Annotated in this window: 16 protein-coding genes; 6 read left to right on the forward strand and 10 right to left on the reverse strand. The window is 69.0% G+C overall.

The window, feature by feature from the left end; genetic code table 11:
• Positions 1 to 69 precede the first annotated feature (69 nt).
• Complete coding sequence (locus AC07NI_RS04040; protein ID WP_494616385.1) at positions 70 to 1,074, forward strand: YncE family protein; 1,005 nt, start codon at positions 70 to 72, stop codon at positions 1,072 to 1,074.
• Here AC07NI_RS04040 and AC07NI_RS04045 read toward each other — a convergent pair.
• From AC07NI_RS04045 to AC07NI_RS04060, 4 genes are all read right to left on the reverse strand, one after another.
• Positions 1,071 to 2,477: a sensor histidine kinase gene (locus AC07NI_RS04045; RefSeq protein WP_494616386.1), complete on the reverse strand. Its 1,407-nt coding sequence runs from the start codon at positions 2,475 to 2,477 to the stop codon at positions 1,071 to 1,073. The two genes, AC07NI_RS04040 and AC07NI_RS04045, sit on opposite strands and share 4 nt — an antisense overlap.
• Positions 2,474 to 3,199: a winged helix-turn-helix domain-containing protein gene (locus AC07NI_RS04050; RefSeq protein ID WP_494616387.1), complete on the reverse strand. Its 726-nt coding sequence runs from the start codon at positions 3,197 to 3,199 to the stop codon at positions 2,474 to 2,476. The genes AC07NI_RS04045 and AC07NI_RS04050 overlap by 4 nt, the downstream gene beginning before the upstream one ends.
• 57 nt (positions 3,200 to 3,256) lie before the next feature.
• Positions 3,257 to 3,793, reverse strand: a complete 537-nt coding sequence (locus AC07NI_RS04055; protein ID WP_494616388.1) for a hypothetical protein — start codon at positions 3,791 to 3,793, stop codon at positions 3,257 to 3,259.
• 133 nt (positions 3,794 to 3,926) lie between these two features.
• Positions 3,927 to 4,361 carry an EamA family transporter gene (locus tag AC07NI_RS04060; RefSeq protein ID WP_494616389.1) on the reverse strand — a complete coding sequence of 145 codons (435 nt, stop codon included), beginning with the start codon at positions 4,359 to 4,361 and terminating at the stop codon, positions 3,927 to 3,929.
• A 220-nt stretch (positions 4,362 to 4,581) separates the two neighbouring features.
• Here AC07NI_RS04060 and AC07NI_RS04065 point away from each other — a divergent pair, with 220 nt between their 5' ends.
• Together AC07NI_RS04065 and AC07NI_RS04070 are read left to right on the forward strand one after the other, a co-directional pair.
• A complete protein-coding gene (locus AC07NI_RS04065; protein WP_494616390.1) occupies positions 4,582 to 6,885 on the forward strand; it encodes a TonB-dependent receptor in 2,304 nt (767 codons plus the stop codon).
• 75 nt (positions 6,886 to 6,960) lie between these two features.
• The gene (locus AC07NI_RS04070) at positions 6,961 to 7,701 is read left to right on the forward strand and encodes a tetratricopeptide repeat protein (protein ID WP_494616391.1); all 741 of its coding nucleotides are present in this window, start codon (positions 6,961 to 6,963) and stop codon (positions 7,699 to 7,701) included.
• A 134-nt stretch (positions 7,702 to 7,835) separates the two neighbouring features.
• Here AC07NI_RS04070 and AC07NI_RS04075 read toward each other — a convergent pair whose 3' ends face one another.
• Entirely contained in the window at positions 7,836 to 8,336 is a 501-nt protein-coding gene (locus tag AC07NI_RS04075) for a hypothetical protein (protein WP_494616392.1), read from the reverse strand.
• A 183-nt stretch (positions 8,337 to 8,519) separates the two neighbouring features.
• Between AC07NI_RS04075 and AC07NI_RS04080 the strand changes: the two genes are divergently transcribed.
• Both AC07NI_RS04080 and AC07NI_RS04085 read left to right on the forward strand, forming a co-directional pair.
• The gene (locus tag AC07NI_RS04080; protein ID WP_494616393.1) at positions 8,520 to 9,197 is read left to right on the forward strand and encodes a response regulator transcription factor; all 678 of its coding nucleotides are present in this window, start codon (positions 8,520 to 8,522) and stop codon (positions 9,195 to 9,197) included.
• Complete coding sequence (locus tag AC07NI_RS04085) at positions 9,184 to 10,575, forward strand: sensor histidine kinase (RefSeq protein ID WP_494616394.1); 1,392 nt, start codon at positions 9,184 to 9,186, stop codon at positions 10,573 to 10,575. Before AC07NI_RS04080 ends, AC07NI_RS04085 begins: the two co-directional genes overlap by 14 nt.
• Here the strand turns inward: AC07NI_RS04085 and AC07NI_RS04090 are convergent.
• The 5 genes from AC07NI_RS04090 to AC07NI_RS04110 are packed head-to-tail and all read right to left on the reverse strand — an operon-like array spanning position 10,558 to position 18,054.
• Positions 10,558 to 11,898: a sensor histidine kinase gene (locus AC07NI_RS04090; RefSeq protein ID WP_494616395.1), complete on the reverse strand. Its 1,341-nt coding sequence runs from the start codon at positions 11,896 to 11,898 to the stop codon at positions 10,558 to 10,560. The genes AC07NI_RS04085 and AC07NI_RS04090 overlap by 18 nt on opposite strands.
• Entirely contained in the window at positions 11,895 to 12,569 is a 675-nt protein-coding gene (locus tag AC07NI_RS04095) for a response regulator transcription factor (protein WP_494616396.1), read from the reverse strand. The genes AC07NI_RS04090 and AC07NI_RS04095 overlap by 4 nt, the downstream gene beginning before the upstream one ends.
• A gap of 9 nt (positions 12,570 to 12,578) precedes the next feature.
• A complete protein-coding gene (locus AC07NI_RS04100) occupies positions 12,579 to 13,964 on the reverse strand; it encodes an efflux transporter outer membrane subunit (protein WP_494616397.1) in 1,386 nt (461 codons plus the stop codon).
• Positions 13,961 to 17,044, reverse strand: coding sequence for an efflux RND transporter permease subunit (locus tag AC07NI_RS04105; RefSeq protein WP_494616398.1), 3,084 nt, complete (start codon positions 17,042 to 17,044; stop codon positions 13,961 to 13,963). Before AC07NI_RS04105 ends, AC07NI_RS04100 begins: the two co-directional genes overlap by 4 nt.
• Positions 17,045 to 17,046: 2 nt before the next feature.
• Positions 17,047 to 18,054 carry an efflux RND transporter periplasmic adaptor subunit gene (locus AC07NI_RS04110; RefSeq protein ID WP_494616399.1) on the reverse strand — a complete coding sequence of 336 codons (1,008 nt, stop codon included), beginning with the start codon at positions 18,052 to 18,054 and terminating at the stop codon, positions 17,047 to 17,049.
• A 269-nt stretch (positions 18,055 to 18,323) separates the two neighbouring features.
• Here AC07NI_RS04110 and AC07NI_RS04115 point away from each other — a divergent pair, with 269 nt between their 5' ends.
• Positions 18,324 to 26,261 (forward strand): beta strand repeat-containing protein, encoded by a 7,938-nt coding sequence (locus tag AC07NI_RS04115; protein WP_494616400.1) that lies wholly within the window; start codon positions 18,324 to 18,326, stop codon positions 26,259 to 26,261.
• Positions 26,262 to 26,275 lie beyond the last annotated feature (14 nt).

Here is a 26,275-nt window from a genome sequence, read left to right on the forward strand (position 1 = left end):
GAATTCGATGGGACCGACGCCCCACGGCGGCGTCGGTCACCGTCTCCGACATTGTACGAGGATTACCGCATGAAGATCATCTCTCTCGCCCTGGCCGCCGGCCTGGCGCTGGTCGGCGCCGCCAATGCGGCCACGCCGCCGCTGAAGATCACCCAGCGCATCGCCGGGCCCGACGGTCCGTGGGACTACGCCAATTTCGACCCGGCCCATCATCGGCTCTATGTCGCCCATGGCGCGATGATCACCGCTATCGACGTCGACACCGGCAAGGTGACGCCCAGCTTGCTGCCGGCCCAGAAGGCGCACATCGCCCTGCCGCTGCCGGGCGGCGACGAGATTCTAGTCACCAATGGGTCGAGCAACACCGCCGTCCTGGCTAGCGCCATGACCGGCGCGGTGCGCGCCACAGTTCCGACGGGCGTGAGCCCCGACGCGGCCCTGATTGAGCCGACCACCGGTCTCGCCTTGGTCATGAACGGCCACGGCGGCGACATCACCCTGATCGACCTGAAGGCCGGCAAGGCCGTCGGCGCGATCCCGGTCGGCGGCACGCTGGAATTCGGCGCGGCCGACGGCGCGGGCCGGGTGTTCGTCAATATCGAGGACACCGGCGAGATCGCCGTGATCGACATGGCCGCGCACAAGGTCACCGCCAAGTGGAAGCTGGACGGCTGCGAGGAGCCCAGCGGCCTGGCCTATGCGGCGTCCTCGAAGGTGCTGATCTCGGCCTGCGCCAACGGCGTGGCCAAGGCGGTGTCAGCCGTCGACGGCAAGATCGTCTCGACGCTGAAGATCGGTCCCAAGCCGGACGCGGCCTTCTTCGATCCTGCGCGCAACCTGGCCTACATCCCCAGCGGCGGCGACGGCACGCTGTCGGTGATCGCTGTCCGCAGCGCCACCGACGTGGCGGTGGTTGGCAAGATCACGACCCAGACGGGCTCGAAGACGGGCACGATCGATCCGACCACCGGCAAGGTCTATCTGCCGTCGGCCAAGTATGACGCGCCCGCCAAGCCCGGCGGCAAGCCTGTTCAGCAGCCCGGGACCTTCGCGGTCCTCGTGCTGGATCGCTAAGCGTCCGCCGCGCCAGGCGGCGGAAAGACCAGATCGACCACCAGGCCCGGTTCGGCGTCGCCCAGCATCATGCGGGCGCCGCTGCGCCGGGCGATGGCGGCCACGATCGACAGGCCCAGGCCCGAGCCCTTGGTGGTGCGGCTGGCCTCCAGGCGCACAAAGGGTTTGATCGCCGCCTCGCGGGCCTCGGCCGGCACGCCCGGCCCGTCGTCGGCGATCCGCAGGCGCGAGCCGCTCTCGCCCGCCGAGGTCTCCAGCCTGATACGGGCGCCCACCGGCGTATGGCGCAGGGCGTTCTCCAGCAGGTTGGCGCAGACTTGGGCGATCAGCGCCGGATCGGCCGCCGCCGGGGCCGGGACGCAGGCCACGTCCAGCCGGCGGCCGCTGGCCTCGATGTCGGGGCGGAAGGCCTCGGCGACATGCAGGGCCGCGCCGGCCAGGTCCATGACTGCGTCCGGCCGGTCCTGGCGGCTGATCTCGGAAAGCTGCAACAGGGCGTCGAAGGTGCGCAGGATCTCGCCGACGTCGTCGTCCAGCCGGGCGACCGCCAGGGCCTGCGACGAGTCCGGGTCCAGCGTGCCGCGCAGGCGCTCGATCTTGTGGCGCAGCCGGGTCAGCGGCGTGCGCATATCGTGGGCGATGTCGGTGGTCACCTGGCGCAGCTGGTCGATCAGCGCGCCGATGCGGTCGAGCATGCCGTTGAAGGCAAGGGCCAGCTCGTCGAGATCATCGGGCGTGCGGCTAGGCCGGACAGGCGTGCGGACGTCCAGGCGGCCGGCCGAGACCAGCCGCGCCGACCGCGCCACCTGGGCGATGCGCCGCCAGGCCTGGAGGTTGAAGGCGAATGAGGCGCCCAGGCAGAACACCGCGCCCAGCGCGCCGCAAAGGAACAGCACCTGATTGACGGCCCGCATCTGGCCCGCCGCGATCGACAGGTCCTGGCCGACCGAAAGGCGCGAGCCGTCGGCCAGGCGCTCGGTGAAGACCAGGAACCGGTGCAGGCTGGCGTCGTCGGTCCGCGAAGGCACGCCGGCCAGCTCCGTCCAGCCCATCTCGCTGGGTTCGGGCAGGCGTCCGGCCTCCAGCGTCCCGTCGGCCTTGACCAGGCGATAGTCGAAGCCGCGCCACAGCCGGGTGCGCTTGGCGACCGTGTAGGGCAGGTGAGGGCGGCCCTTCTGGATGATCTCGTCACGCAGCGAGGCGATCTCGCCCCTCACGTGCTCGCGCATGATGTCGCGGTCGAGCCGGCTGATGGCGGCCTGGGCCAGATAGCCCGCCAGGGTGAAGGCCAGGATGACGATGACGACCTGGATCAGCGCCAGGCGCATGCCGGTGTTGCGGCTCAGCCGGGCGAGACCGCGTGGCGTTTCGGCCAGGCCCTCGAAATCGAGCGGGCCGGTCATGTCGCCGGCGGCCGGATCACGTAGCCTTCGCCGCGCACGGTGGCGATCAGGGACGGCGCGCCGGCCGGGTCGATCTTGGCCCGCAGGCGGCTGAGGTGGGTCTCGACGATGTTGGTGCGGGGGTCGAAATGGAAGCCCCAGACCTTCTCCAGCAGCATGGCGCGGGTGACGACCTGGCCCGCGTTCAGCATCAGATATTCGAGCAGCTTGTACTCCAGCGGCAGCAGGGCGATGGGCTGGCCGTCGCGCGCGGCCGCCCGTTCCAGGCGGTCCAGCGTCAGGTCGGCGCAGTGAAGCAGGGTGCGTTCGCGTAGCGGCGCGGGCGAGCGGCGGGCCAGGGCGGCGACGCGGGCATTGAGTTCGGCGAACGAGAACGGCTTGACCAGATAGTCGTCGCCGCCGGCGTGCAGGCCGTCGACCCGGTCGGCCACCGCGCCCATCGACGTGACGAAGAGGATCGGCGTCTGGACGCCCGCCGCCCGCAGGCGTGCGACGACGGACAGTCCGTCGAGACCCGGGATCATCCGGTCGACGATCAGCACGTCGAAAGCGCCGGTCAGCGCGCTGTCCAGCCCCGTGGGCCCGTCCTCGGCCAGATCGGCCAGGCAGCCGGCCGCGGTGAGCGCCTCGCGCATGTGCTCGGCTGTCTCGCGCTCATCCTCGATCACCAGCACGCGAAGCGGGAGCGGCGCGCGGGCGGCGGAAGCAGCGGGCTCGGTCATGGAAGGGCGCATTCCTTGAGGATCATCGGCGCTTTGCGTGACGGGCGCGCGACCGGGTCAGGGCGAGGGGACGGCGGGCGCCTCACGGGGCGTCAGGTCGATGACGAGGTCGTGGCCGTCGACCTTGCGGCCGGCGCGCAGCAGCGCGCCGATCACGGCCTCGATCGCCGTCGGATCCTCGATGAGCGTCACCGAGCGCCCGCCGTCCTCACGGACCTCCAACCGGGCGGCCAGTGGCGCGGCATAGCGGATGGCGTGACCGTTCTCGGCGATGATCAGCACGCGCGAGGCCACGAGGTGGCGGATCAGGACATAGACGTGCGAACGGCTGGCCTTCAGGTCGAGGTCCCTGGCCCGGGTCCAGACCTCGCTGACCGACAGGGGCGCGTCGGTCTCGTCGAAGATCATCGCCAGCCGTCGGCGCTCCTCGGTCAGGACGACGCCTTGCGCGCGGCAGCTCTGGTCGATCGTCCGGCGCAGGCGAGGCGCTTCACCGCCGGCCGGAGCGGGCGGCGTGGAGAACACCGCGATACGCCGCTGGCGCAGGGCTTGGCCCCGGGCGTTCAGGCGTTCGACGGAAGGGGGACTGGCCATGGGCGAGGTTCGAGGGCGAGGCCGGGGGAGGGCCGTTCGAACCCCTCCAGTAGACCTCCCACGGACATTGTCGACAACCGGGCGGCGTCATTGGGAAATTGTATAGACGCGGAAAGCTTCCGGTCTTCTGGCGCTATGCCCGCAGGGTCAGCAACAGCACGCCGGCCCCGACGAAGGCGACGCCCAGCCAGTTCGCAGGTGACAGCTTCTCGCCCAGGAAGGCCACGCCGAACACCGCCACCAGGATGACGCTGAGCTTGTCGACCGGGGCCACGCGCGCGGCGTCGCCCAGCTTCAAGGCCTTGAAATAGCAGAGCCAGGACGCGCCGGTGGCCAGGCCCGACAGGATCAGGAACAGCCAGGTCCTGCCGCCCACCGTGTCGAACGGCTGCCATTGCCGGGTCGCCGTCAGGAAGGCCGCCAGCGCCAGCAAGATGACGATCGTGCGGATGAAGGTCGCCAGGTCCGAATTGATCTGGCTGATGCCGATCTTGGCGAAGATCGCGGTCAGGGCCGCGAAGCTGGCCGAGCCCAGCGCCCAGCCGATCCAGTTGGCGGTCGATCCCATGTCGCGGTCCTCGGTAGGCGAGGGCGCAGGCTAGTCGTCCGGCTTGCCTCGACGCCAGAGCGGAAAGCAAACATTGGGAAAACCCAATGTTCATTGGGAATTATCAATGTTAGTTGCGAATGCTTCGCATTGATGTGTTGGCATTGTGTAGTTAAGAGCGCCTCTCAGTTTCAAAAGGGCGCTCGACCCTCCCCGGTCGAGCAAGTCTGGGGATTACCGCATGAACACCTTGTCTTCGCCGGGTATCCGGAGCCGGAGCCGTCGCGCGCTGAGCGCCGCCGCCGTGGCGGGCGTCGCCGGCCTTGGCCTGTCGGCCGCCCACGCCGAAGTCACCGCCAACGATGGCGCGATCGCCACCGCGCCGTCCGACGAGCAGACCGAAGTCAGCGGCGTCCAGATCGACGGCAAGAAGGCCAACCTGTCGCCCAAGCAGACCGTTCCGCTGCGCGATACGCCGAAGTCGATCACGGTGATCTCGCAGGACCTGATTCAGCAGACCGGCTCGGCCAGCCTGGTCGACGCCCTGCGCACGGTGCCGGGCATCACCTTCGGCGCGGGCGAGGGCGGCAACCCGGTCGGCGACCGTCCGTTCCTGCGCGGCTATGACGCCCAGTCCAGCACCTTCGTCGACGGCCTGCGCGACATCGGCGCCCAATCGCGCGAGGTGTTCAACACCGAGAGCATCGAGGTCATCAAGGGCGCCAGCGGCAGCTATGCCGGCCGTGGCGGCGCCGGCGGCGGCGTCTACATCAACAACAAGACCCCGAACCGTACGAACTCGATCGGCGGCCAGGTCGCCCTCGGCACGGCCGACTACAAGCGCGCCACCTTCGACGTGAACCATGTGATCGCCGACGGCGTGGCCGTGCGCCTGAACCTGATGGTCCACGACGCGGGCGTCGCCGGTCGCGACGAGGTCCACCAGAAGCGCTGGGGCGTCGCGCCGTCGATCGCCTTCGGCCTGGGCACGCCCAACCGCGCCACGGTCAGCTTCTACCACCTGCAGAGCGACGACCTGCCGGACGCCGGCATCCCGTACAACAACCCTACCTTCACGGCCCGCACCGACGGCCGCCCGCGCGTCCTGCAGACGGGCAACGGCGAGCCGATCAAGGTCGACCGCAGCACCTTCTACGGCGTCAAGGATCGCGACTTCCGCAAGGAGCGCGTCGACATGGCCACCGTGCGCCTGGAGCACGACTTCAGCCACGACGTTCACCTGCGCAACACCACCCGCTACGCCGAGAGCGCCCAGGATTACATCTGGACCCAGCCGGACGACAGCAAGGGCAACCTCTATTACGGCCTGATCTGGCGCCGTCCCAACAGCCGCGTCACCGAGGTCAGCTACCTGACCAACCAGACCGACTTCTACGGCAAGTTCAACACCGGCTCGGTGGTTCACAACTTCGCCACCGGCCTGGAATTCTCGCGCGAGGAAGGCGAGAACGACAGCTACAATGTCTTCTACAACGGCGCCTTGGCGGCCACCTACAACACCTGCTCGTCGGCCGCGATCGCCGCCTTCGTCTGTACGACCGTCAACAACCCCAACCCGAACGACGCCTTCACCGGCACGATCTCGCGGGTCAACAATCCGACCAACGCCCGCACGGTCACCAAGTCGCTCTACGCCTTCGACACGGTCGAGCTGACGCCGCAGTGGCAGCTGAACCTGGGCGTCCGCTACGACGACTACGACGCCCGCTTCACCAGCGCCCGCGCCGCCACGACGCCGTTCGCCCGCAGCACCTTCAACCGTGAAGACAAGCTGTGGAACTACCAGGCGGCCGCCGTCTACAAGCCGACCTCGGCTAGCGCGCTCTACGTCTCCTACGCCACCGCCTCGACGCCCTCGGGCAGCTCGATCGCCCAGGGCAGCGAGAGCACACCGCTCAGCAGCGACGTCAACGCCGCCCTCAGCCCCGAGAAGAACCACACGCTGGAAGCCGGCGCGAAGTGGGACGTGTTCGGCGGCAAGCTGGCGCTGACCGGCGCGGTGTTCGAGGTCAAGACCAGCAACGCCCGCATCACCCAGACCGACGGCACCGTGGCCATGGCCGGCGAGAAGCGCGTGCGCGGCTTCGAGGTCGGGGCTTCGGGCTCGATCACCGACAAGTGGGACGTCTTCGGCGGCTACACCTATCTGGACGCCATCCTGGTGAAGAACGGCGGCTCGGGCGCGGCGGCCGGCCTGACCGACGGCCAGCCCTTCCCGAACACGCCCAAGAACAGCGCCTCGCTGTGGACGACCTACAAGGTGCTGCCGCGCCTGACGATCGGCGGCGGCGCCAATTACATGGCCAAGGTCATGGGCAGCACCAACCCGACCCTGCCCAAGTTCGTGCCCAGCTACTGGCGCTTCGACGCCAACGCCAGCTACGTGATCAACGACCATCTGACCGCGCAGCTGAACATCCAGAACCTGACCGACAAGACCTATTTCAGCCAGGCCTATCCGACCCACTACGCCACCATCGCCCCCGGGCGCTCGGCGGTATTCTCCCTGAACGCCAAGTTCTAGTCCTCCCCGACGGACTTGGCTCAAGGCCGCTCCAGTCTAGGCTGGGGCGGCCTCATCTGTTCGCGTGGACCTTTCATGACCGACGCCACTTCCAGTTCCACCGATCCGCTGGTCGCCGAGATCGCGCGCAAGATGTCGGGACCGCCCGAGGCGGCGCGCGCCTGGATGACCGGCCTGGCCGAACGCGGCGCGCCCCGGGCCCAGGCGCTGCTGGCGCAGATGCTGCTCGACGGCTTCGGTGGGCCGGCTGATCCGGGTCAGGCGTTGGCCTGGTTCCTCAAGGCCGCGGCCGGGGACGACGCCTTGGCCTTCAACATGGTCGGGCGCTGTTATGAGAATGGCTGGGGCGCGCCGGCCGACATCGTCGTCGCCGCGCAATGGTATCGCCAGGCCGCCGAGCGTGGCGACGAGTGGGGCATGTACAACCACGCCACCCGTCTGATGCTGGGCGACGGCGTCGCCGAGAACCGGGCCGAAGCGCTGGCCTGGTTCCAGCGCGCGGCCGCGCTGGGTCACGCCAAGTCGATGAACATCGTCGGCGGCTTCCACGAAGACGGCTGGGAGGTCCCGCAAGACTACGCGATCGCGGCCGAGCACTACGCCCGCGCGGCGGCGGGTGGCGACTTCCGAGGGCAGTTCAATCTGGGCCGTGTCCTGGCTTCGCGCGGCGAGGTCGAGGCGGCGCTCGAACAGTTCCGCCGGTCCGCCGAGACGGCGACGCCGGCCTTCAGAGGCAAGCTGATCGCGTTCCTGCGCTCGGCGCCGATCCAGGCCTATCGCGATCTCGCCGATACAATCGATGCGAGCTCGTCGTGAACGACCTCCCTGGGCAGCGCGCAGTCGAGCTGGAAGCCGGGGATAGGGTCCTTTGCGCCAGCTTCAGCCTGGCGAGCTTCTGGATCCAGCGCCTGATCCGCGACGGCGTCAGTCATGATCCACTCCGTCAGCCGTCAGTCGGCGAGGCTGATGACGATGCGGCGGCCGGCGGCGTCCAAGCCGTGGCGGGCCAGAGCATCCAGAAGATGCTCGATCAAGGTCGGATCGTTCTCGGTGGTGGCGGACGCGCCGGCCGCAATCTCCACCACCACGGCCGGCGGGGTGGCGTAGCGCGTGCGGCGGTCGGAGACCCCGATCTCGCGCAGCACGCCGACCGTGACCAAGTCGTTGGCCAGGCGATGCAGCGACGACCGGTTGACCTCAAGCTCCAGCTCCACGGCCTTCCACCAGACCGTCTCCAGGTCGATGGGGGCGGGGACCATGTCGAAGACCTCGGCCAGGCGCTGGCGCTTGGCGGTCAGGCGAACGCCCAGCGCCTCGCAGCGTTCGGCGACGCTGGCCCGCAGTCCGCTGTGAGCCGGCGCGGTGACCGGCTTGGGCTCGGGCGTGGCGGTCTGGATGGCGAACTGTCCGCCCAGGCGCGGGCGCAGACGTCGGCCGTTCAGGCGAAGCATTGCACTGGCTTGGGACATCGGGGTTCGATCGGCTATTGTATTGCGAGCAAGTCGCGTTATCAGCAGATAGCGCCTGGGCGGGCGGTGTCGACGCCTCGTGGGCAATGTTGGGAAAATGTATAGTCAGGCCAATCTGGCGCTAATGTTCGAGGTTCGCCGCGCGCGCCTGTGGAGCGTCGCGCCTTGAACGTCTTTTTGCTTGAGGACGACGCCGAGACCGCTGACTTCGTCGCACGGGGACTGAAGGAGCGTGGACACCAGGTCGAGCTGTCCACGGACGGCGTCACCGCCTTGCAGCGCCTGTCGTCGGCCAGCTTCGACGTCGTGGTGCTGGATCGCATGGTGCCCGGCATCGACGGCCTGTCGCTGCTGAAGGCGCTGAGGGCGGCGGGCGACAACACCCCGATCCTGATGCTGACGGCGATGTCGCAGATCCACGACCGGGTCACGGGCCTGGAGGAGGGCGCGGACGACTATCTGGTCAAGCCGTTCGCCTTCTCCGAGCTCGCCGCGCGGGTCATGGCGCTGGGCCGCCGGCCCGCGACCGCCGAGCCCACGGCCGTGCTGCGGATCGCGGACGTGGAGATGAACCTGCTACGGCGCGAGGTCCGCCGAGGTGGGCGCGTCGTGGAACTGCAGCCGCGCGAGTTCATGCTGCTGGAGCAGCTGATGCGCAGTCCGGGTCGCATCGTCACCCGGACCATGCTGCTGGACCGGGTCTGGAACTTCGGCTTCGACCCCAAGACCAACATCGTCGAGACCCACATGTCGCGCCTGCGCTCCAAGCTGAACGAGGGCTTTTCCCGCAGCGCCATTCGCACTGTCAGGGGCGCCGGCTACATGATGGATGACGGTGTTTAGGCGGCTCCCGCGCTCGATCGGCGGCCTGGCGCTCACGGTGGCGGGGGTGTCCTGCGTCCTGACCCTGGCGGTCGGGGCGATCACCTTCGACAAGGTGCACCACGAGATCGAGCGTCAGCTCGATCGGCGCATCGAGCTTGAGACCGCGTCCCTGCTGGCGACCTATTCGCGGACGAACTTTGATGTCCTGGTCAGCGCCGTCAACGATCGCACCCAGCCGACCAGCCGGCGGATGATCGGCTACCTCAGCGCGGCGAGCGAGGAGGGCAACGGCATGGGCTATCTCGTCCTCGACGCGCAGGGCCGCCGCCGAGCCGGCGACTTCAACGGCGCGGTTCCGCCGCCCGGTTGGAGCGAGTTCGCCCGCTTCCAGCGCGCCGATGGCTCCAAGGGCGTCGCCCAGGCGATGAACAGCCCGCTGGAGCACGGCGGCCGCCTGATCGTCGCCGCCGATCGCGGCGGCCTCCACAAGATCGACCGCTCGCTCAAGCGGCTGTTCCAGATCAACTTCGGCATCATGATCGCCGCCAGCCTGCTGGCCATGCTGCTGTTCGGCCGGGTGGTGCAGCGCCGCCTGAATGCGATCCAGACCACGGCGGAAGGCATCATGGGCGGCGACCTGTCGCGTCGCATGCCGATCGACGGCTCGGGCGGCGAGTTCGATCAGCTGGCCCAGGTCCTCAACCGGATGCTCGACCGCATCGGCGACCTGATGGGCAATCTGCGCCAGGTCTCCGGTGACATCGCCCACGATCTGCGCACGCCGCTGACCCGCCTGCGGGCGCGCCTGGAAGACGCCGAGGCGATCGCCACGACCCAGCCGCAGCGCGAAGGGCTGAACGGGGCTTTGCAGGAGGTCGACGGCCTCCAGGACCTGCTCTCCAGCCTGATGGCGCTCTCGGAACTCGAGGGGCGCTCGGTGCGTGACCGGTTTGGGCCGGTGGCGCTGGAGGCGGCGATCCGCGAACTGGCCGAAGCCTATGGCCCGGCGTTCGAGGCGGCGGGCATGACGCTCGACCTGGATCTTGAGCCGGTCGAAGTGCGCGGCGATCAGCGGCTACTCCAGCGCGCGCTGTCGAACCTGCTGGACAACGCCCTGGTCCACGCCGGACCGAAGGCCCATGTCGAGGTTCGCCTGCGCAATACAGCCGGCCGGGCCGAGCTGGAGGTCGCCGACGACGGCCCCGGCGTGCCGCCCGAGCTGCGTGACCGGATCTTCAAGCGCTTCGTCCGGCTGGACGCCGCCCGCTCGTCGCCTGGGCACGGCCTGGGCCTGTCGATCGTGTCGGCCATCGTCGCTGCGCATGACGGAAGCATCCGGGTTCGTCCCAGCGCGCGCGGCCTGACCCTGGTCGTCGACCTACCGAATAGTCGCTAGACGGAGCGATACATCCAGTCCGGGGCCGGCGTCGCTCAAGCGCAGCTCCGCGAAGTGCGCCCTGGCTATGGCCGCCGCCAGGCTCAGGCCCAGACCATTGCCCGGCTTGTGGCGACTCTGCTCCAGGCGCGAGAACCGGCGAAGGACGAAGGCATGCCGATCGGCCGGGATGCCCGGACCGTTGTCGCTGACCGAGAGGTCGGCATGGTCGCCGGCCAGGGCCAGTCGAACCTGGATCGTGCTGCCCGGCGGCGTATGGCGCGCGGCGTTCTCGATCAGGTTGACGATCAGCTGGGAGAGCAGATGCCGGTCGCCATCCAAGACGACGTCCGGCGCCAGGTCGGCGACGAGCGTATAGCCTTCGGCTTCGACGTCCGGACGCAGCGCATCGATGCAGCGCTCGGCGACCGCCGACAGGTTCGTCGGCTGGAAGGCGCTGCGGACCTGGAAGCTCTCGATCTCGGAGATCCGCAACAGGGCCGCGAAGAGATCCAGCAGGTCCTCGGCGTGCCGGGAGGCGTGCGCCAGGGCGTCCTTCGCCTGTTCGGCACCCAGCTCCTGGCGCATGGCCGCGTCCAGCACGTTGCGCAGGCGGGCCAGCGGGGTGCGCATGTCGTGGGCGATGTCGCTGGAGACCTGCTGCAGGTTCTCCAGCAGCGCCTCGTTGCGATCCAGCATACGATTGAGCGTGGCGGCCAGATCGTCGAACTCGTTGGGCGCAGGATCGCGGGGCACGCGCCGGGTCAGGTCGCCATCGATGATCGCCTCGGCGGCGGCGTTGATCCGGCTCAGGCGATGGCGGATCACCGAGCCGAGCAACCATGCGCCCCCGACGCCGGCGGCCAGCATCAGCGAAAAGGCGACACCGAAGGCCTTGAGGACCGCCAGGTCGATCTCGCCGATCGGCGCGCGGTCCGCCGCCACGGTCAGGTGCGCGCCGTCGGACAGGGCGGTCGTCAGGGCCTGGGATGTGCGCCCGTCTTCGGAGTGCAGGAACTCCAGCCAGCCCGGCTGGGGCGTCGTCGACCGCAGCGCCCCGGCCAGGCGCCGTCCCTGGGCGTCCTCCAGGATGTAGCCCATCCCGTCGCTCCGCTCGGTCGCCTCGCGCTGCTCGATCCCGGTCTCAAGCGCCTTGAGCCCGCCGTGACGGTGCAGCGCCAGAAGGCCGTGCGTCTCCACGGCGATCCGGTGGTCGAGCTGCCGCTCAAGCGCCTCGTGCGAGACACTGTAGACGACGAAGCCGAGCAGGACGGTCGTGACGGCCAGGGCGACCGCCACTAGGGCCACCAGGCCCGCGGTCGAGCGGGGAAGGCTCCTGATCATTCGCTGCGGATCATGTAGCCCGAGCCGCGCACCGTGATGATCGCGTCCTCCGCGAAGCCGGCGTTCAGCTTGGCGCGCAGCCGGCTGATGTGGGTTTCGACGATGTTGGTGCGCGGATCGAAGTCGAAGTCCCACACCTGCTCCAGCAGCATGGTGCGGGTCATCACCCTATGGGCGTTGCGCATCAGGGCTTCCAGCATCGTGAACTCGCGTGGCTGCAGGTCCAGTCGCCGGCCGCCCCGGCGGGCGATGCGTTTCTGCAGGTCGAGCTCCAGGTCCAGCACAGTGAGCGCCCGTTCGGCCTCCGGCGGCGCGGGGCGGCGGGCGATGACGTTCAGTCGCGCGTGCAGCTCCGAGAAGGCGAACGGCTTGATCAGATAGTCGTCGGCGCCGTTCTCCAGGGCCTCGACCCGATCGACGATGCGGCTGACGGCGGTCAGCATCAGGGCTGGCGTCCGCACTCCGCCGGCGCGCAGCATCTTCAGCACCGACAGGCCATCGAGGCCAGGCAGCATGCGATCCAGGACCATGACGTCGAACGTCTCGCTGGTGGCCAGGAACAGCGCGTCATGGCCCGTGCTCGCCAGCGAGGTGACGTGGCCGACCTCGCGCAGGCCCTGGGTCAGGAAGGCGGCGGTCTCTTCGTCGTCTTCGGCGATCAGGATCTTCATGCGCGCAGTCTAGCGTCCTGGACCATCGGGAGCGACCTCCCAGCCGCCGCCCAGGGCGCGGAACACCGCCACCTGGGCGCGGGCGACCCCGGCTTCGGCGGCCAGCGCCTGCGTTGCGGCGGCGTTGCGGGTGCGCTCGGCGTCGACCACGAGCAGATAGGTGTCGGCGCCAAGACGGTGGCGGACCTGGGCGCGGCGGGCGGCCTCGGCGCTGGATTGGGCCGCCGCCGCGAGAGTCTCGCGCCGCGTGGTGAGGGCCTGATAGTCCGACAGCGCCGTCTCGGTCTCTTCAAGCGCGCGCAGCACGGTCCGCTCCCAGCCGGCCAGGGCGGCCGCTCGCGCGCCATCGGTCGCGCCGATCCGGGCGCGGATCGCCGCCTGGTTGGGGAAGGCCCAGGTGACCAGCGGCGTCAGGAAGGCATCGGTGCCGCCCCCGATCAGTCCGCCCGACCCGCCGAGCTGGACGCGGGGATAGAGGTCGGCGCGCGCGACCCCGACGCGGGCCGCTGCGCCGGCCAGCCGGTGCTCGGCCTCACGGACGTCGGGCCGCCGCGCCAGCAGGGCCGCGCCGTCGCCGACGCGGAAGGGCGATGCGATGCGGGGGATGGTCGCGCACGAGGCGTCGAAGCTCGCGGCCGAAGCGGGCGGAAGGCCTTCCAGCGTCGCCAGGCGGAATAGGGCGCGGCGGCGATCGGCTTCGAGGTCCGGGATCGCGGCGGCGGCTTGGTCGCGCAGGGTGGCAGCCTGGGCGCGTTCCAGCGGAGACACCTCGCCGGCCTTCAGCTGTTCCTCGACCAGCGCGAAGGCGTTGGCCTGCGTCGCGGCGAGTTCGCGCGCTAGGGTCAGGCCGGCATTGGCGATGCAGAGGTCGAGATAGGCTCCGACGGTATCGGCCACGACGGTGACCGCCGCCGCGTCATGGGTGGCCTGGACCGCTTCGGCATCGGCGTTGGCGGCCAGGGCGGCCTGGCGCAGGCGGCCGAAGAGATCGATCTCGAAGGCGACGGTCGCGCCCAGCTCGTAGCTGGTCTTGGGCACGCTGGAGGTGCTGGGCTGGCGATCGGCGCGCTGCGGGCCCGCGCCGCTTTCGATGACCGTCGCGGGCAGGCGCGCGGCGCTCGCCTGGCGCGCCGCCGCACGGGCGGTCTCCAGATTGGCCAGGGCGACCTTGAGGTCGAGATTGGCAGCCAGGGCGCGCTGCACGTGGGCGTCCAGCGTCGGATCGTCGAACAGGCGCCACCAGCGTTTCGGCGGCGCGTCGGGCAGGGCGCCCGCCGCCTGAGTCCCCGTGAACGGCGCCAAGGCCGCGGCCGGCGGAACCGGTGACGGCGTCGGCGTGGTCGCGCAGCCGGCCAGCACGGCAGACGCCGCCAGGATGGAGAGCGAGCGCCTCATCGGGCCAGGCCTTTCGTTTCGGGAGCGCGGCCGAAGCGGCCGTACAGGGTCGGCATCAGCAGCAGGTTCAGCAGGGTGGAGCTGACCAGGCCGCCCAGTATCACCAGCGCCATCGGGTGCTCGATCTCATGGCCGGGCTTGTCGCCGTTGACGACCAGCGGCAGCAGGGCCAGGGCCGCGCACAGTGCGGTCATCAGGATCGGCGCCAGCCGCTCCTCGGCCCCGCGCAGGATCAAGGCCGGGCCGAAGGTCTCGCCCTCGTGCCGCTCCAGGTGCTGGAAGTGGCTCAGCATCATGATGCCATTGCGGGCCGAGATGCCCAGCACGGTGACGAAGCCGACGACGGAACCCAGCGACATGGTCCCGCCGGACAGTAGCACGGCGACCACGCCGCCCAGCAGGGCGAAGGGCAGGCTGACGGCGACCAGGGCGGTGATCCGCAAGCTGCGGAACTCCAGCCAGACCAGCAGCAGCACGCCCAGGAAGCAAAGTGCGCCCAGCATCGCCAGTCGCCGCGACGACGCCTGGCGCTCGGCATATTCGCCCAGCACCTCGGGGTGATAGCCCTGGGCAAAGCGCACCTGGCCGACTTTGGCCTCGACCGCGCGGGCCACCGTCCCGAGATCACTGCCAGCGACGTTCAGGGTGACGTCGATCCGGCGCGAGCCGTTCTCGCGCTTGATCTCGTTGGCGGCCGGGGCGATCCGCACCCGCGCCACTTCCGACAGTCGGACCTGGGCGCCCAGCGGGGTGGTGATCAGCAGGTCGCCGATCGCATGCAGGTCGCTCCGGGCGGCCGGGACGCCCCAGACGACGACATCGTTGCTGACCTGGTCGCGATAGACCTCGCCGACCTTGGTCCCGGCGATGACCGTGCTGACGGCGCGGCGCACCTCGCCGGGCGTCAGGCCATAGGCAGCGAGGGCCTCGGCGCGCGGCTGGATCTGGATCTGGGGGATCAGGGTCTGCTGCTCGACCTTCAGCTCGGTGACGCCCGGCACGTCGGCCAGGGCCGCGCGCACGGTCTGGGCTGTGTCGCGCAGGCCTTCGACCTCGGGGCCATAGATGCGGACCACGATGCTGGCGCCGGCGCCGGTCAGCACCTCCTTGATACGCTCGCGCAGATAGGTCAGCACGTCGCGATAGAGGCCGGGATAGCCGTCGATGGCCTCCTGGATCTTGGCGACGCTGGCGTCGTAGTCGGCCTTCTCGTCCAGGCTGATCCACAGTTCGGTGAAGTGCGGGCCATAGACCTCGTCGCCGCCTTCGGCCCGGCCGATGTGCGAGCCGAAATTCCGCACGCCCGGGATGGACCGCAGCTCGCGGCTGGCCTGGATCGTCACCCGCTCCATGGCCTCGATCGAGGTGCCAGGCTTCTCGACGAAGTGCATCAGGAAGTCGGTCTCGCGGAAGTTCGGCAGGAACTGGTCCTTGGTGAACAGCGAGCCGACGCCGGCCAGCGCCAGGCCGCCGATGATGATCCCGACGGCCAGACGCGGGCGGTGCAGGATGCGGGGCAGGAAGGCGCGATAGCGGGCCTTGAGCCGGCGCACATAGCCGGGCTCGCGCGACCGCTCGGCGGCGTTGGGCAGCAGGAACAGGCACAGGGCTGGCGTCACGGTCAGGGCGACGAGCAGCGAGGTTCCGATCGCCAGGATGTAGGCCGTGGCCAGCGGGCGGAAGAACGAGCCGGAGACGCCTTCCAGGAAGAAGATCGGCAGGAAGACCAGCATGACGATCAGGCTGGCGAAGACCACGGCGCTGCGGACTTCCAGCGAAGCCTGCAACACCACCTGCAAGGGCGGGGTGGGCGTCGGCGAGGCGCGGTTCAGCCGCAGGCGGCGGCCGATGTTCTCGACGTCGATGATGGCGTCGTCGACGATCTCGCCCAGGGCGATGACCAGGCCGGCGATGACCATGGTGTTGATGCTGGCGCCGCTCCACGACAGCACCAGGGCCGCGCCCAGCAGCGAAAGCGGGATGGCCGTCAGGCTGATAGTCGCCGAGCGCCAGTCGCGGGTGAAGGCGATCAGCACGATGGCCACCAGCGCGCAGCCCAGCCACAGGGCGTTGGTCAGGTTGCCGATCGAGCGCTCGATGAAGGTGGCGGGACGGAAGATGGTCGGGTCGATCTCGACGCCGGTCAGGCCGGGTTTCAGTTCGGCCAGGGCCGCCTCGACGCCGCGCGTGACCTCCAGCGTATTGCTGCCCTGTTGCTTCTCGACGATCAGCAACAGGCCCGGGCCGTCGTTGATGATAGCGCTGCCGATCGGGGCGGCGTGGGCGCGTACGACCTCGGCCACGTCGCCGAGACGAACAGGCGCGCCGCCGGACAGCTTGATGACCGTGCGGGCCAGATCCTCGGCGGTGACGGCCGGCGCCAGGTGGCGGACGGCCAGGCGCTGGTTGGGCGTGTCGACGAAGCCGCCACCGCCGATCACCGCTGCGTCGCCGGCGGCGCGCTGTACCTCGGCCAGGGTGACGCCGGCTGTGTTGAGACGGGCTGGATCGACCAGCACTTGAAGCTGTGGATCGCGCTGGCCCCAGACGGCGACATTGGCGACGCCGGGCACGGCCATCAGGCGCGGCTTCAGCGTCCACCGCACCAGCTCCGACAGGGCCATCTGGTCCATGGTCCTGGACGAGATGCCGATCTTCATGGCCCGGCTGGTGGCCGACAGCGGCGGCAGCATGACCGGCGGCCGGACGCTTGCCGGCAGGCGCGGCGCGACCATGGCCACGCGTTCCTGGACCAGCTGGCGGGCGCGGACGACATCCGTGCCTTCCTTGAAGATCAGGACCACCGAGGACAGGCCCAGCACCGACTTGGACCGCAGGGTCTTGAGGCCGGGCACGCCGTTGACGCCGGCTTCCAGCGGCACGGTCACCAGGTTCTCGATCTCCTCGGTCGACAGGCCCGGGCCTTCGGTCTGCACCTCGACCATCGGCGGGGCGAACTCGGGGAAGACGTCCAGGGGGACGCCCTGGGTCGCCCGCAGGCCCAGCAGCACCAGGACGAGGGCGATCGCGATGACCAGAACGCGCTGCTGCAGCGCGCTTCGAACAAGCCAGCTCAGCATGGTTACTTGGCTCCGAATTCCGTGCCGAACAGTTCGGCCGCGCCGGCGGAGACCACCTCGACGCCCGCGCTCAGGCCGCGCGCCAGCACGACGCGACCGTCCTGCTGGCTGGCCGACTCGATACGCCGCCGCTCGAAGGTCCGGGGCTTGGTGCGGACATAGACCCACTCGCCGCCGTGGATGTCGTTCAGCAAGGCCGAGGCGGGGACGACGAGGCCCGTCTCTTCGCCTCGCACCGGCAGGGCGACGGCGACGCGCTCACCCAGGCGCAGGCGACCATTCGGATTGGCGACGGCGTAGTAGAGATCCACGGCCCCGGCGGTGGGGCTCGCCGAGGGCGGCCCCGACACCGGGCGCGCGGCCATAGGCTGGTCCTCGCCCAACGGCCGCACCTGAGCCAGGCCAGCGCGGTCCAGTCGGGCCAGGTCGGCGACGAAGACCGGGACCTTTACCCAGACATTGGCGGCTCTCGTGGCGCCGGTGAGGCGGGGACCCAGCAACGCGCGCTGCTGGCGAGCGGCGGCGAGATTGGCGCTGGCGGCGCCGAGGGCTGACTCGGCCTCATCCTGCGCTCGAAGACTACCCGCGCCTTCGCGGACCAGGGCCTGGGCGCGATCGAAGGCCCGGCGGGCGACCTCGGCCTCGGCGGTCAGGCGTCCGACCTCGCCGTCAGCCCGAGCCTGGGCGGCGGCCAGGGCGCCGAGATCCTGAGCGGTGGTGATCGGCAGGCCTCCGGCGACCGGAGCGGCCATGACCTCGCCGTGGGTCACGCGGCTCTGGCGCGCCGAGCCGTTCTCGACCCGCGCATATTCCAGCCCCAGTCGGGCCTCGGCTTGCGGCGTCAGCGTCAGGCGCATCAGTTCGGTCTCGTGGCCGATGGCCTCGACCTTCGCCGGCTTGGGGCTGGAGGCCGCGAGCTTGTCCTGGCCGCAGGCGGTCTGGATCAGGCAGGCGCCGAGGACGGCCAGGGCCTTCGGCGCACGGCGTAGGGCAGGGGGCAGGGGCGCCAAGACGCGGTCTCCTCATTGGATGATCCGTGTCGTTGATGGCTGGCGCGCCCTTGGTTCCTGATGGCCGCAACTATACGATCCGCGAAGGTTGGCCACGCCCTGGTCGCCTGGGTGCTCCGAGGTCTGAGCTTTAAGGTTTTATCAACCTTCAGTTGTCCACAGGTAAATCCAGGGCTGTAACAAAACCCCGCTAGTCAATCTTAGGTCGCCATGTGTCTGCTCCGAAATGAATCGAGGCGCGCCGCCTCGATCAGCGGGGTTGGGCAGCCATGTATACGAAGAACCTGAGCGCGGGTGACGACATCTATGCGGGCGACGAAGGCGCGCCTGACAATGCCGATCTGGTTTTTGGCGGCGCGGGTAACGACCAGATTTCGGGCGGCCTCGACGCCGACACCCTGAACGGCGACGACGGCGACGACCTGCTGGATGGCGGGGCCGGCGACGATGTGCTCAACGGCGGCGCGGGCGACGATACGGCGGTGTTCTCGGGCGCGGCGGGCGACTACGTCTGGAGCGGCGACAAGGTCTCGGCCACGATCACCGGCCCCGACGGGACCGACACCCTGACCGGCGTCGAGCACCTGAAGTTCGGCTCCACGATCATCGACCTGCCGACGCCCACGCCCGTCAACACCGCGCCCGGCGCGCCGACCGACGGCGACAGCGCGACCAACACGATCGCCGAGGGCGCGTCCAACGGGACCGTCGTCGCCGGCCTGACGCTGAGCGCGACCGATCCGGACGCCGGCCAGACCTTGACCTGGTCGCTGACGGACGACGCCGGCGGTCGCTTCACGATCAACGCCGCGACCGGCGTGGTCACGGTCGCCGACGCCAGCAAGCTGAACTTCGAAAGCGCCGCTTCGCATCAGATCACCGTCCAGGTCAGCGACGGGACGGCGACCTCGTCGGCCAATGTCACGATCGCGGTCGGCAATGTCGCGCCGAGCGCGCCGGCGGACTCCGACGCCGCCGCCAACACGGTGACCGAGACCGCCGCGAACGGCGCGGTGGTCGGGATCACCGCCGCCGCGACCGACCCCAATGGCGGCGTGACCTACAGCCTGATCGACAACGCCGGCGGCCGCTTCGCGATCAACGCCGCGACCGGCGTGGTCACCGTGGCCGACGCCAGCCTGATCGACGCCGCCGTCGCGACCTCGCATCAGATCACCGTCCGCGCCAGCGACGGGACCGCCAACACCGAGACCGTCTTCACCATCGCCGTGACCAATGTCGCGCCGACCACGCCGACGGACGCCGATACGGCCGCCAACACGGTGTCGGAAGGCGTCGCCAACGGCGCCAGCGTCGGGATCACCGCTTCGGCGGCCGACGCCAAGTCCGGCGCGGTGACCTACAGCCTGAGCGACGACGCTGGCGGCCGCTTTAAGATCGACGCCGCGACCGGCGTGGTGACCGTGGCCGACGCCACGAAGCTGAACTTCGAGACCGCGGCTTCGCACCAGATCACCGTTCGCGCCGCCGACACTCTGGGCTCGACCAGCAGCCAGACCTTCACCATCGCGGTGAGCGACGTGGCGCCGACGGCGCCGATCGATTCCGACACCGCCGCCAACACGGTGGCCGAGGGCGCGGCGACGGGAGCGACGGTCGGTCTCACCGTCGGCGCGACCGACGTCAATGGCGGCCCGCTGACCTACAGCTTGCTGGATGACGCCGGCGGCCGCTTCAAGATCGACGCCACGACCGGCGTGGTCACGGTCGCCGACGCGACCAAGCTGAACTTCGAGAGCGCCGCCTCGCACCAGGTCACCGTCCAGGTCAGCGACGGCGCGGCCACTGCGTCGGCCAGCTTCACGATCGCCGTCACCAACGTGGTGGTCGCCGCGCCAGCGGACACCAACGCCGCCGCCAACAGCATCTCCGAGGCGGCCGTCAATGGTGTGGTCGTCAGTGGGCTGACGATTACCGCCGCCGACCCGAACGGCGGGGTGATCTACAGCCTGGTCGACGACGCCGGCGGACGCTTCGCGATCAACGCCACGACCGGCGTGGTCACCGTCGTCGACGCCAGCCTGCTGGACTTCGAAGCCGCGCCTTCGCACGTGATCACCGTCCGCGCCACCGACGGCTCCGGGACCAGCGACACCAGCTTCACCATCGACGTGGCCAATGCTCCGCCCAGCGTTCCGACCGACGCCGACGCGACCGTCAACACCGTGTCGGAAGACGCCGCCAACGGTACGCTGGTTGGTATCACCGCCACGGCGACCGAGCCTAAGACGGGTTCGGTCAGCTACAGCCTGTCCGACGACGCGGGCGGCCGCTTCACCATCGACGCGACGACGGGCGTGGTCAGCGTGGCGGATGGCTCCAAGCTGAACTTCGAGACCGCCGCCTCGCACCAGATCACCGTCCGCGCCACAGACGGTCAGGGCGCGTTCAGCAGCCAGACCTTCACCATCGCGGTCAGCAACGTCGCCAACGACGCGCCGACGGACGCCGATCCGACCGCCAACACGATCTCGGAAGCGGCGGTCAACGGCGCCGCCGTCGCGGGCCTGGCCATCACCACCGTCGACATCAACGGCGGCCCGCTGACCTACAGCCTGCTGGACAACGCCGGCGGCCGCTTCGCCATCGACCCGGTGACCGGCGTGGTTACCGTCGCCAACGCCAACCTGCTGAACTTCGAGGCCGCGACCTCGCACCAGATCACCGTCCAGGCCGCCAGCGGCGGGAGCGCCGCCAGCTCGACCTTCACCATTACGGTGACCAACGCCGCGCCGGTTATCGCCGACACCAACGCCGGCGCCAACACCGTCAACGAGTCGGCCGCCAACGGGACGGTGGTCGCTGGCCTGGCGGTCTCCGTGCAGGATCCGCACGGCGGCGCGGTGACCTACAGCCTGAGCAACAACGCCGGCGGCCGCTTCGCGATCAACACCACGACGGGCGTGGTCACCGTGGCCAACGGCGCGCTGCTGGACCACGACACCCAGTCGACCCACACCATCACCGTCCTGGCCAGCGACGGCCTGCTGACCAGCACCAACAACTTCGTCATCACGCTGGTCGACAAGATCGACTTCACCTGGACCGGCACCACGGCCGCCAACACCTACACGGTCAGCGCGTCGGACGTTCAGGACTGGCAACTGGACGGCGGGGCCGGCAACGATACCCTGACCGGCGGAGCCGGCGATGACGTCATCATCGCCGGGCCGGGTGACGACACCCTGAACGGCGGAGCCGGCAACGACACCTTCGTCGTCGGCCAGGTGGAGGGCATCGACGCCTATAACGGCGGCGACGGCTACGACGTCATCAATCCCAACTGGAACTATGTCGACATCGGCATCAGGTCGTTGAGCGGGATCGAGGCCATCGCCACGAACGGCTACTACGGCGTCAACATCACCGGCACGACCGGCGCCGACACGCTGGACTTCACGAACGTCGCGATCACGGGCGTGGAGCAGATCCTGCTCGGCGCGGGCAATGACACGGTCACCGGTTCGGCGGGCGCCGACAACATCTCCGGCGAGGCGGGGAACGACACGCTGAATGGCGGCCTGGGCAATGACACGCTGAACGGTGGCGACGGCGTCGACACGCTGAACGGCGGCGACGGCAATGACACCCTCTGGGGCCGCGCGGGCGACGACATCATGAACGGCGGCGCGGGCGACGACACGTTCGTCCTCGGCCAAGAAGAGGGCTTCGAGGTCTTCGACGGCGGCGCCGGTTACGACACGATCACGGTGACGGATCTCTACGTCAACATCGGCATCAAGTCGCTGACGGGGATCGAGGCGATCTCCACGAACGGCAAGTACGGGGTCAACATCACCGGCACGACCGGCAACGACACGCTGGATTTCACGAACGTCCTGATCGTGGGGACGCCGCAGATCCTGGCCGGCACGGGCAACGACGTGATCACCGGCTCGGCCGGGAACGACAACATGTTCGGCGAAGCCGGGATCGACACGCTGAACGGCGGTCTTGGCAATGACACGCTGAACGGCGGCGACGGTGTCGACACCCTGAACGGCGGCGACGGTAACGACACCATCATCGGCGGCGCGGGCGACGATATCCTGAATGGCGGCGCGGGCGACGACGTCTTCACGATCTCCCAGAACGAGGGCAGCGACGTCTATGACGGCGGCGCCGGCTACGACACGATCATGCTGACCGACAACAACGTCGCCATCACGATCAAGTCGATAACGGGCATCGAGGCCTTCTCCCTGAACGGCAAGTACGGGGCCAGCTTCGCTGGAACCACCGGCGCCGACACGATGGACTTCACGAACATCTTGATCCCGTGGGCGCCGACCATCAACGCCGGCGCGGGCGACGACACGATCACCGGCTCGAGCAGCGACGACAAGATCAATGGCGAGGCGGGGAACGACACGCTCAACGGCGGGCTGGGCGCCGACACGATCAACGGCGGCGACGGCAACGACGTCCTGAACGGCGGCGACGGCAACGACATCCTGGGCGGCAACTTCGGCAACGACACCTGGAATGGCGGCGCTGGCGACGACACCTTCATCGTTGGCGGGTCCGAGGGCTTTGAGACCTTCGACGGCGGCGCGGGCTACGACATCATCAAGGCCGCCGACCGCAACACGGTCATCGGCATCACGTCGATCACCGGCATCGAGGAGATCTCCAGCAACGGCTACACCGGCGTGTCCATTGCCGGCTCCGCGAACGCCGACACCATAAACCTCACAGGCGTCACCATCGGCGCGGGGATCAGCATCGACGCCGGCGCCGGGAACGACACCGTTGTCGGCTCGTCGGGCGCCGACACGATCATCGCGGGCCTTGGGGACGACACGTTGAACGGCGGCGCCGGGGACGACATCTTCCTGGTCGGCGCGGGCATGGGTTCGGACCAATACGACGGCGGCGCGGGCTACGACACCATCAAGGCGACGGCCGCCAACGTCGTGATCAATCTCGCCGGGGCGACCGGGATCGAGGTGATCTCCAGCGGCGGCTTCGCCAATGTCACGATCACCGGGGTCAACGCCGGCGCCGGCAGCGACAGTCTGGACTTCTCCAACGTCACGCTCACCGGCATCGCAGCCATCGTCGGCGGCGCCGGCGATGATTGGCTGACGGGGTCCGCCGGCGCCGACAACCTCAAGGGCGACGCCGGGGCCGACTTCATCAAAGGAGGAGGTGGCAACGATATCATCGAGGGTGGGATCGGGAACGACCTGCTTTGGGCCGGCGACGGCGACGATATCTTCCTGATCGGCGCTGGCGCCGGCGTTGACGAGTTCGAGGGCGGCGCCGGCTACGATACCGTCCAGGCCTCGGCCGCCAACGTCGTGATCACCCTCGGCGCGTACTTCCGCTTCGGCGGGATCGAGGCGCTTTCCACCGGGGGGTTCGCCAACGTCACGCTGGCCGGCACCGCTGGCGCGGACCAGATGAACTTCAGCGACTTCGTCACCACGGGCGGGGTCGGCATCGGCGGCGGCGCGGGCGATGACCTGATCTATGGCTCGGAGAACGTCGACATCCTCAAAGGCGACGCCGGGAACGACACCCTCTGGGGCGGCGGCGGCAACGACTCGATCGACGGCGGCGCCGACGCCGACACGATCTACGGCGGCCTCGGTGACGACAACCTGCTGGGCAGCGCCGGTCTCGACACGATCTATGGCCAGGTCGGCAATGACACCATCGACGGCGGCGCCGACGCCGACACCATCGACGGTGGCGAGGGCAACGACATCATCATCGGCGGCGCCGCCAACGATATCCTCTTGGGCGATGCGGGCGACGACATCTTCCTGATGGGCGCCGGCGCCGGCTCGGACAACGTCTCCGGCAGCCTGGGCTACGACACCATCCAGGCCACGGCCAACAATGTCGTCCTCAGCGTCACGTCGGTGAGCGGCGTCGAGGCCTTCTCCAACGGCGGCTTCACGGGCGTCACGATCGGCGGATCCGCCGGCAACGACACCATCGACTTCGGCGACGTCCTGTCCACCGGCGGGATGATCATCAGCCTTGGCGCGGGGAACGACACGGCCTGGGGCACCCGGATCGCGGACACCCTCAAGGGCGACGCCGGCAACGACACGATCTACGGCGGCGGCGGCAACGACATCATCGATGGCGGCGCCGGCTACGACGCCCTGTACGGCGACGACGGCGACGACACCTTCCTGGTGGGCGCGGACCTCGCCACCGTCGCCGACAACTTCGACGGCGGCGCCGGGATCGACACCGTCCAGGCGACGGCGAACAACGTCCAGATCGGCGTGTCCGGGATGAACGGCATCGAAGTGTTCTCCAGCGGCGGTTTCACCGGCGTGACCATCGGCGGCAGCAGCGCCGCCGACACCATGGACTTCACCGACAAGACGCTGATCGGGGTGGTGGTCAACGGCCTTGCCGGCAACGACACCCTGATCGGCGGCTCCAGCCCCGACACCATGCGGGGCGGGGACGGCAACGACACGATCTACGGAAATGGCGGCAATGACCTGCTGTACGGGGACTACGGAACCGACACGCTGAACGGCGGTGACGGCAACGACATCCTCGAGGGTAACGGCGACGCCGACATCCTCAACGGCGACGCGGGTGACGACGTCCTGATCGTCAATGCGGGCGGCGGCTTCGACGCCTATGACGGCGGGGACGGGGTCGACGTGCTCCGCGCCAACGCCAACAACATGAGCATCCAGTGGTCGAGCATCACCGGGATCGAGAAGATCAGCAGCGGCGGCTTCACCGGCGTGGCCATCTCGCCGCAGTACGGCAGCCTGCCCTGGACCTTTGACTTCTCGACGTATCAGCTGGAGGGGATCGCGCTGATCTCCGGCGGCATCACCACCGACAACATCACCGGCAGCAACGGCAACGACAAGTTCTACGGCGCGGCCGGTGCGGACAGCCTCTATGGCGGCGCCGGCGATGACATCTTCATGTACCAGAACGTCAACGGGCACTACGACGTCATCGTCGACGGCGGCTCGGGCTGGGACGTGCTGGTCGCCAACGTGGCGGGCACCGCCATCGAAGTCGCCTCGATGGTCAATATCGAGGAGATCTCGGACGGCGGATATACGGGCGTCAGCTTCGTCAGCTCGACCCTGGCCAACACGATCGACCTTCGCGACGTGAAGGTGACGGGCAACGTCAAGTTCCACCTGAACAACGGCAACGACACGTTCTACGGCACCGCCGGCAACGACGTCGTCAACGGCGGCGGCGGCGACGACGTCATCTGGGCGGGCGACGGCGACGACATCATCCAGGTCGAGTTCGGCAACGGCCTGGACCTGGTCCACGGCGGCGCCGGCTACGACAAGATCGTCTATGCCGGGGGCGGCAACGTCTACATCCCGTTCAATTTCGACGGGATCGAGGAGGTCGTGGGCAGCACGGTGGCGCTCGTCGAGATCCACGGCACGGCCGGCAATGACGACATCGACCTGCGCGGGGTCGTCCTGAAGGACATCCGCTACATCAACAGCGAATACGGCGACGACACGATCCACGCCACGTACGGCAACGACATCATCATGGGGGATCGTGGCTTCGACACGATCTATGGCGAGAGCGGCGATGACCTGTTCTGGTTCACCGCCTATGGCGACACCGACATTGTCGATGGCGGCTCCGGCTACGACACCCTGGCGGCCTGGAACGTCGGCGTGATCATCGGCGTCAGCGCGATGACCAACATCGAGGCCATCACCGGCCATGGCTATGGCAATGTCGGCCTGGCCTTCACGGACGGGAACGACAACTTCAACCTGACCAACATCGCCGTCAGCGACATCGCCTATATCGACCTGAAGGGCGGGGACGACATCTTCGTTGGCTCGACGGGAGCAGACCGGATCATCGGCAACCTGGGCGCCGACACCATGACCGGCGGCGCCGGGGCCGACATCTTCGACTACAACACCGTGTCCGAAGGCGCCTGGGACGTCATCACCGACTTCGTTCGCGGCGTGGACAAGATCGATCTCTCGACGATCGACGCCATTCCGGTCGGCGGTGGTGGCGGCAACGAGGCCTTCATCTGGATCGGCACGGGGGCCTTCACCAACTCCCAGGGCCAGCTTCGCTACTCGGTCACCTCGGAGGGCGTCGTCTTCTCGGGCGACTGGAACGGTGACGGCGTGGCGGACTTCAATGTCACCTTGCAGGGCCTCACCACGCTGAGCGCCTCGGACTTCATCCTCTAGACCCTGTTCGGGCG

This window comes from Caulobacter sp. GW821-FHT10E02 (genome assembly GCF_059415225.1).

Coding starts and splice junctions, on each gene's coding strand:
- AC07NI_RS04040 (WP_494616385.1), top strand. CDS start 70: ATGAAGATCATCTCTCTCGCCCTGGCCGCCGGCCTGGCGCTGGTCGGC.
- AC07NI_RS04045 (WP_494616386.1), bottom strand. CDS start 2,477: ATGACCGGCCCGCTCGATTTCGAGGGCCTGGCCGAAACGCCACGCGGT.
- AC07NI_RS04050 (WP_494616387.1), bottom strand. CDS start 3,199: ATGACCGAGCCCGCTGCTTCCGCCGCCCGCGCGCCGCTCCCGCTTCGC.
- AC07NI_RS04055 (WP_494616388.1), bottom strand. CDS start 3,793: ATGGCCAGTCCCCCTTCCGTCGAACGCCTGAACGCCCGGGGCCAAGCC.
- AC07NI_RS04060 (WP_494616389.1), bottom strand. CDS start 4,361: ATGGGATCGACCGCCAACTGGATCGGCTGGGCGCTGGGCTCGGCCAGC.
- AC07NI_RS04065 (WP_494616390.1), top strand. CDS start 4,582: ATGAACACCTTGTCTTCGCCGGGTATCCGGAGCCGGAGCCGTCGCGCG.
- AC07NI_RS04070 (WP_494616391.1), top strand. CDS start 6,961: ATGACCGACGCCACTTCCAGTTCCACCGATCCGCTGGTCGCCGAGATC.
- AC07NI_RS04075 (WP_494616392.1), bottom strand. CDS start 8,336: ATGCTTCGCCTGAACGGCCGACGTCTGCGCCCGCGCCTGGGCGGACAG.
- AC07NI_RS04085 (WP_494616394.1), top strand. CDS start 9,184: ATGACGGTGTTTAGGCGGCTCCCGCGCTCGATCGGCGGCCTGGCGCTC.
- AC07NI_RS04090 (WP_494616395.1), bottom strand. CDS start 11,898: ATGATCAGGAGCCTTCCCCGCTCGACCGCGGGCCTGGTGGCCCTAGTG.
- AC07NI_RS04095 (WP_494616396.1), bottom strand. CDS start 12,569: ATGAAGATCCTGATCGCCGAAGACGACGAAGAGACCGCCGCCTTCCTG.
- AC07NI_RS04100 (WP_494616397.1), bottom strand. CDS start 13,964: ATGAGGCGCTCGCTCTCCATCCTGGCGGCGTCTGCCGTGCTGGCCGGC.
- AC07NI_RS04105 (WP_494616398.1), bottom strand. CDS start 17,044: ATGCTGAGCTGGCTTGTTCGAAGCGCGCTGCAGCAGCGCGTTCTGGTC.
- AC07NI_RS04115 (WP_494616400.1), top strand. CDS start 18,324: ATGTATACGAAGAACCTGAGCGCGGGTGACGACATCTATGCGGGCGAC.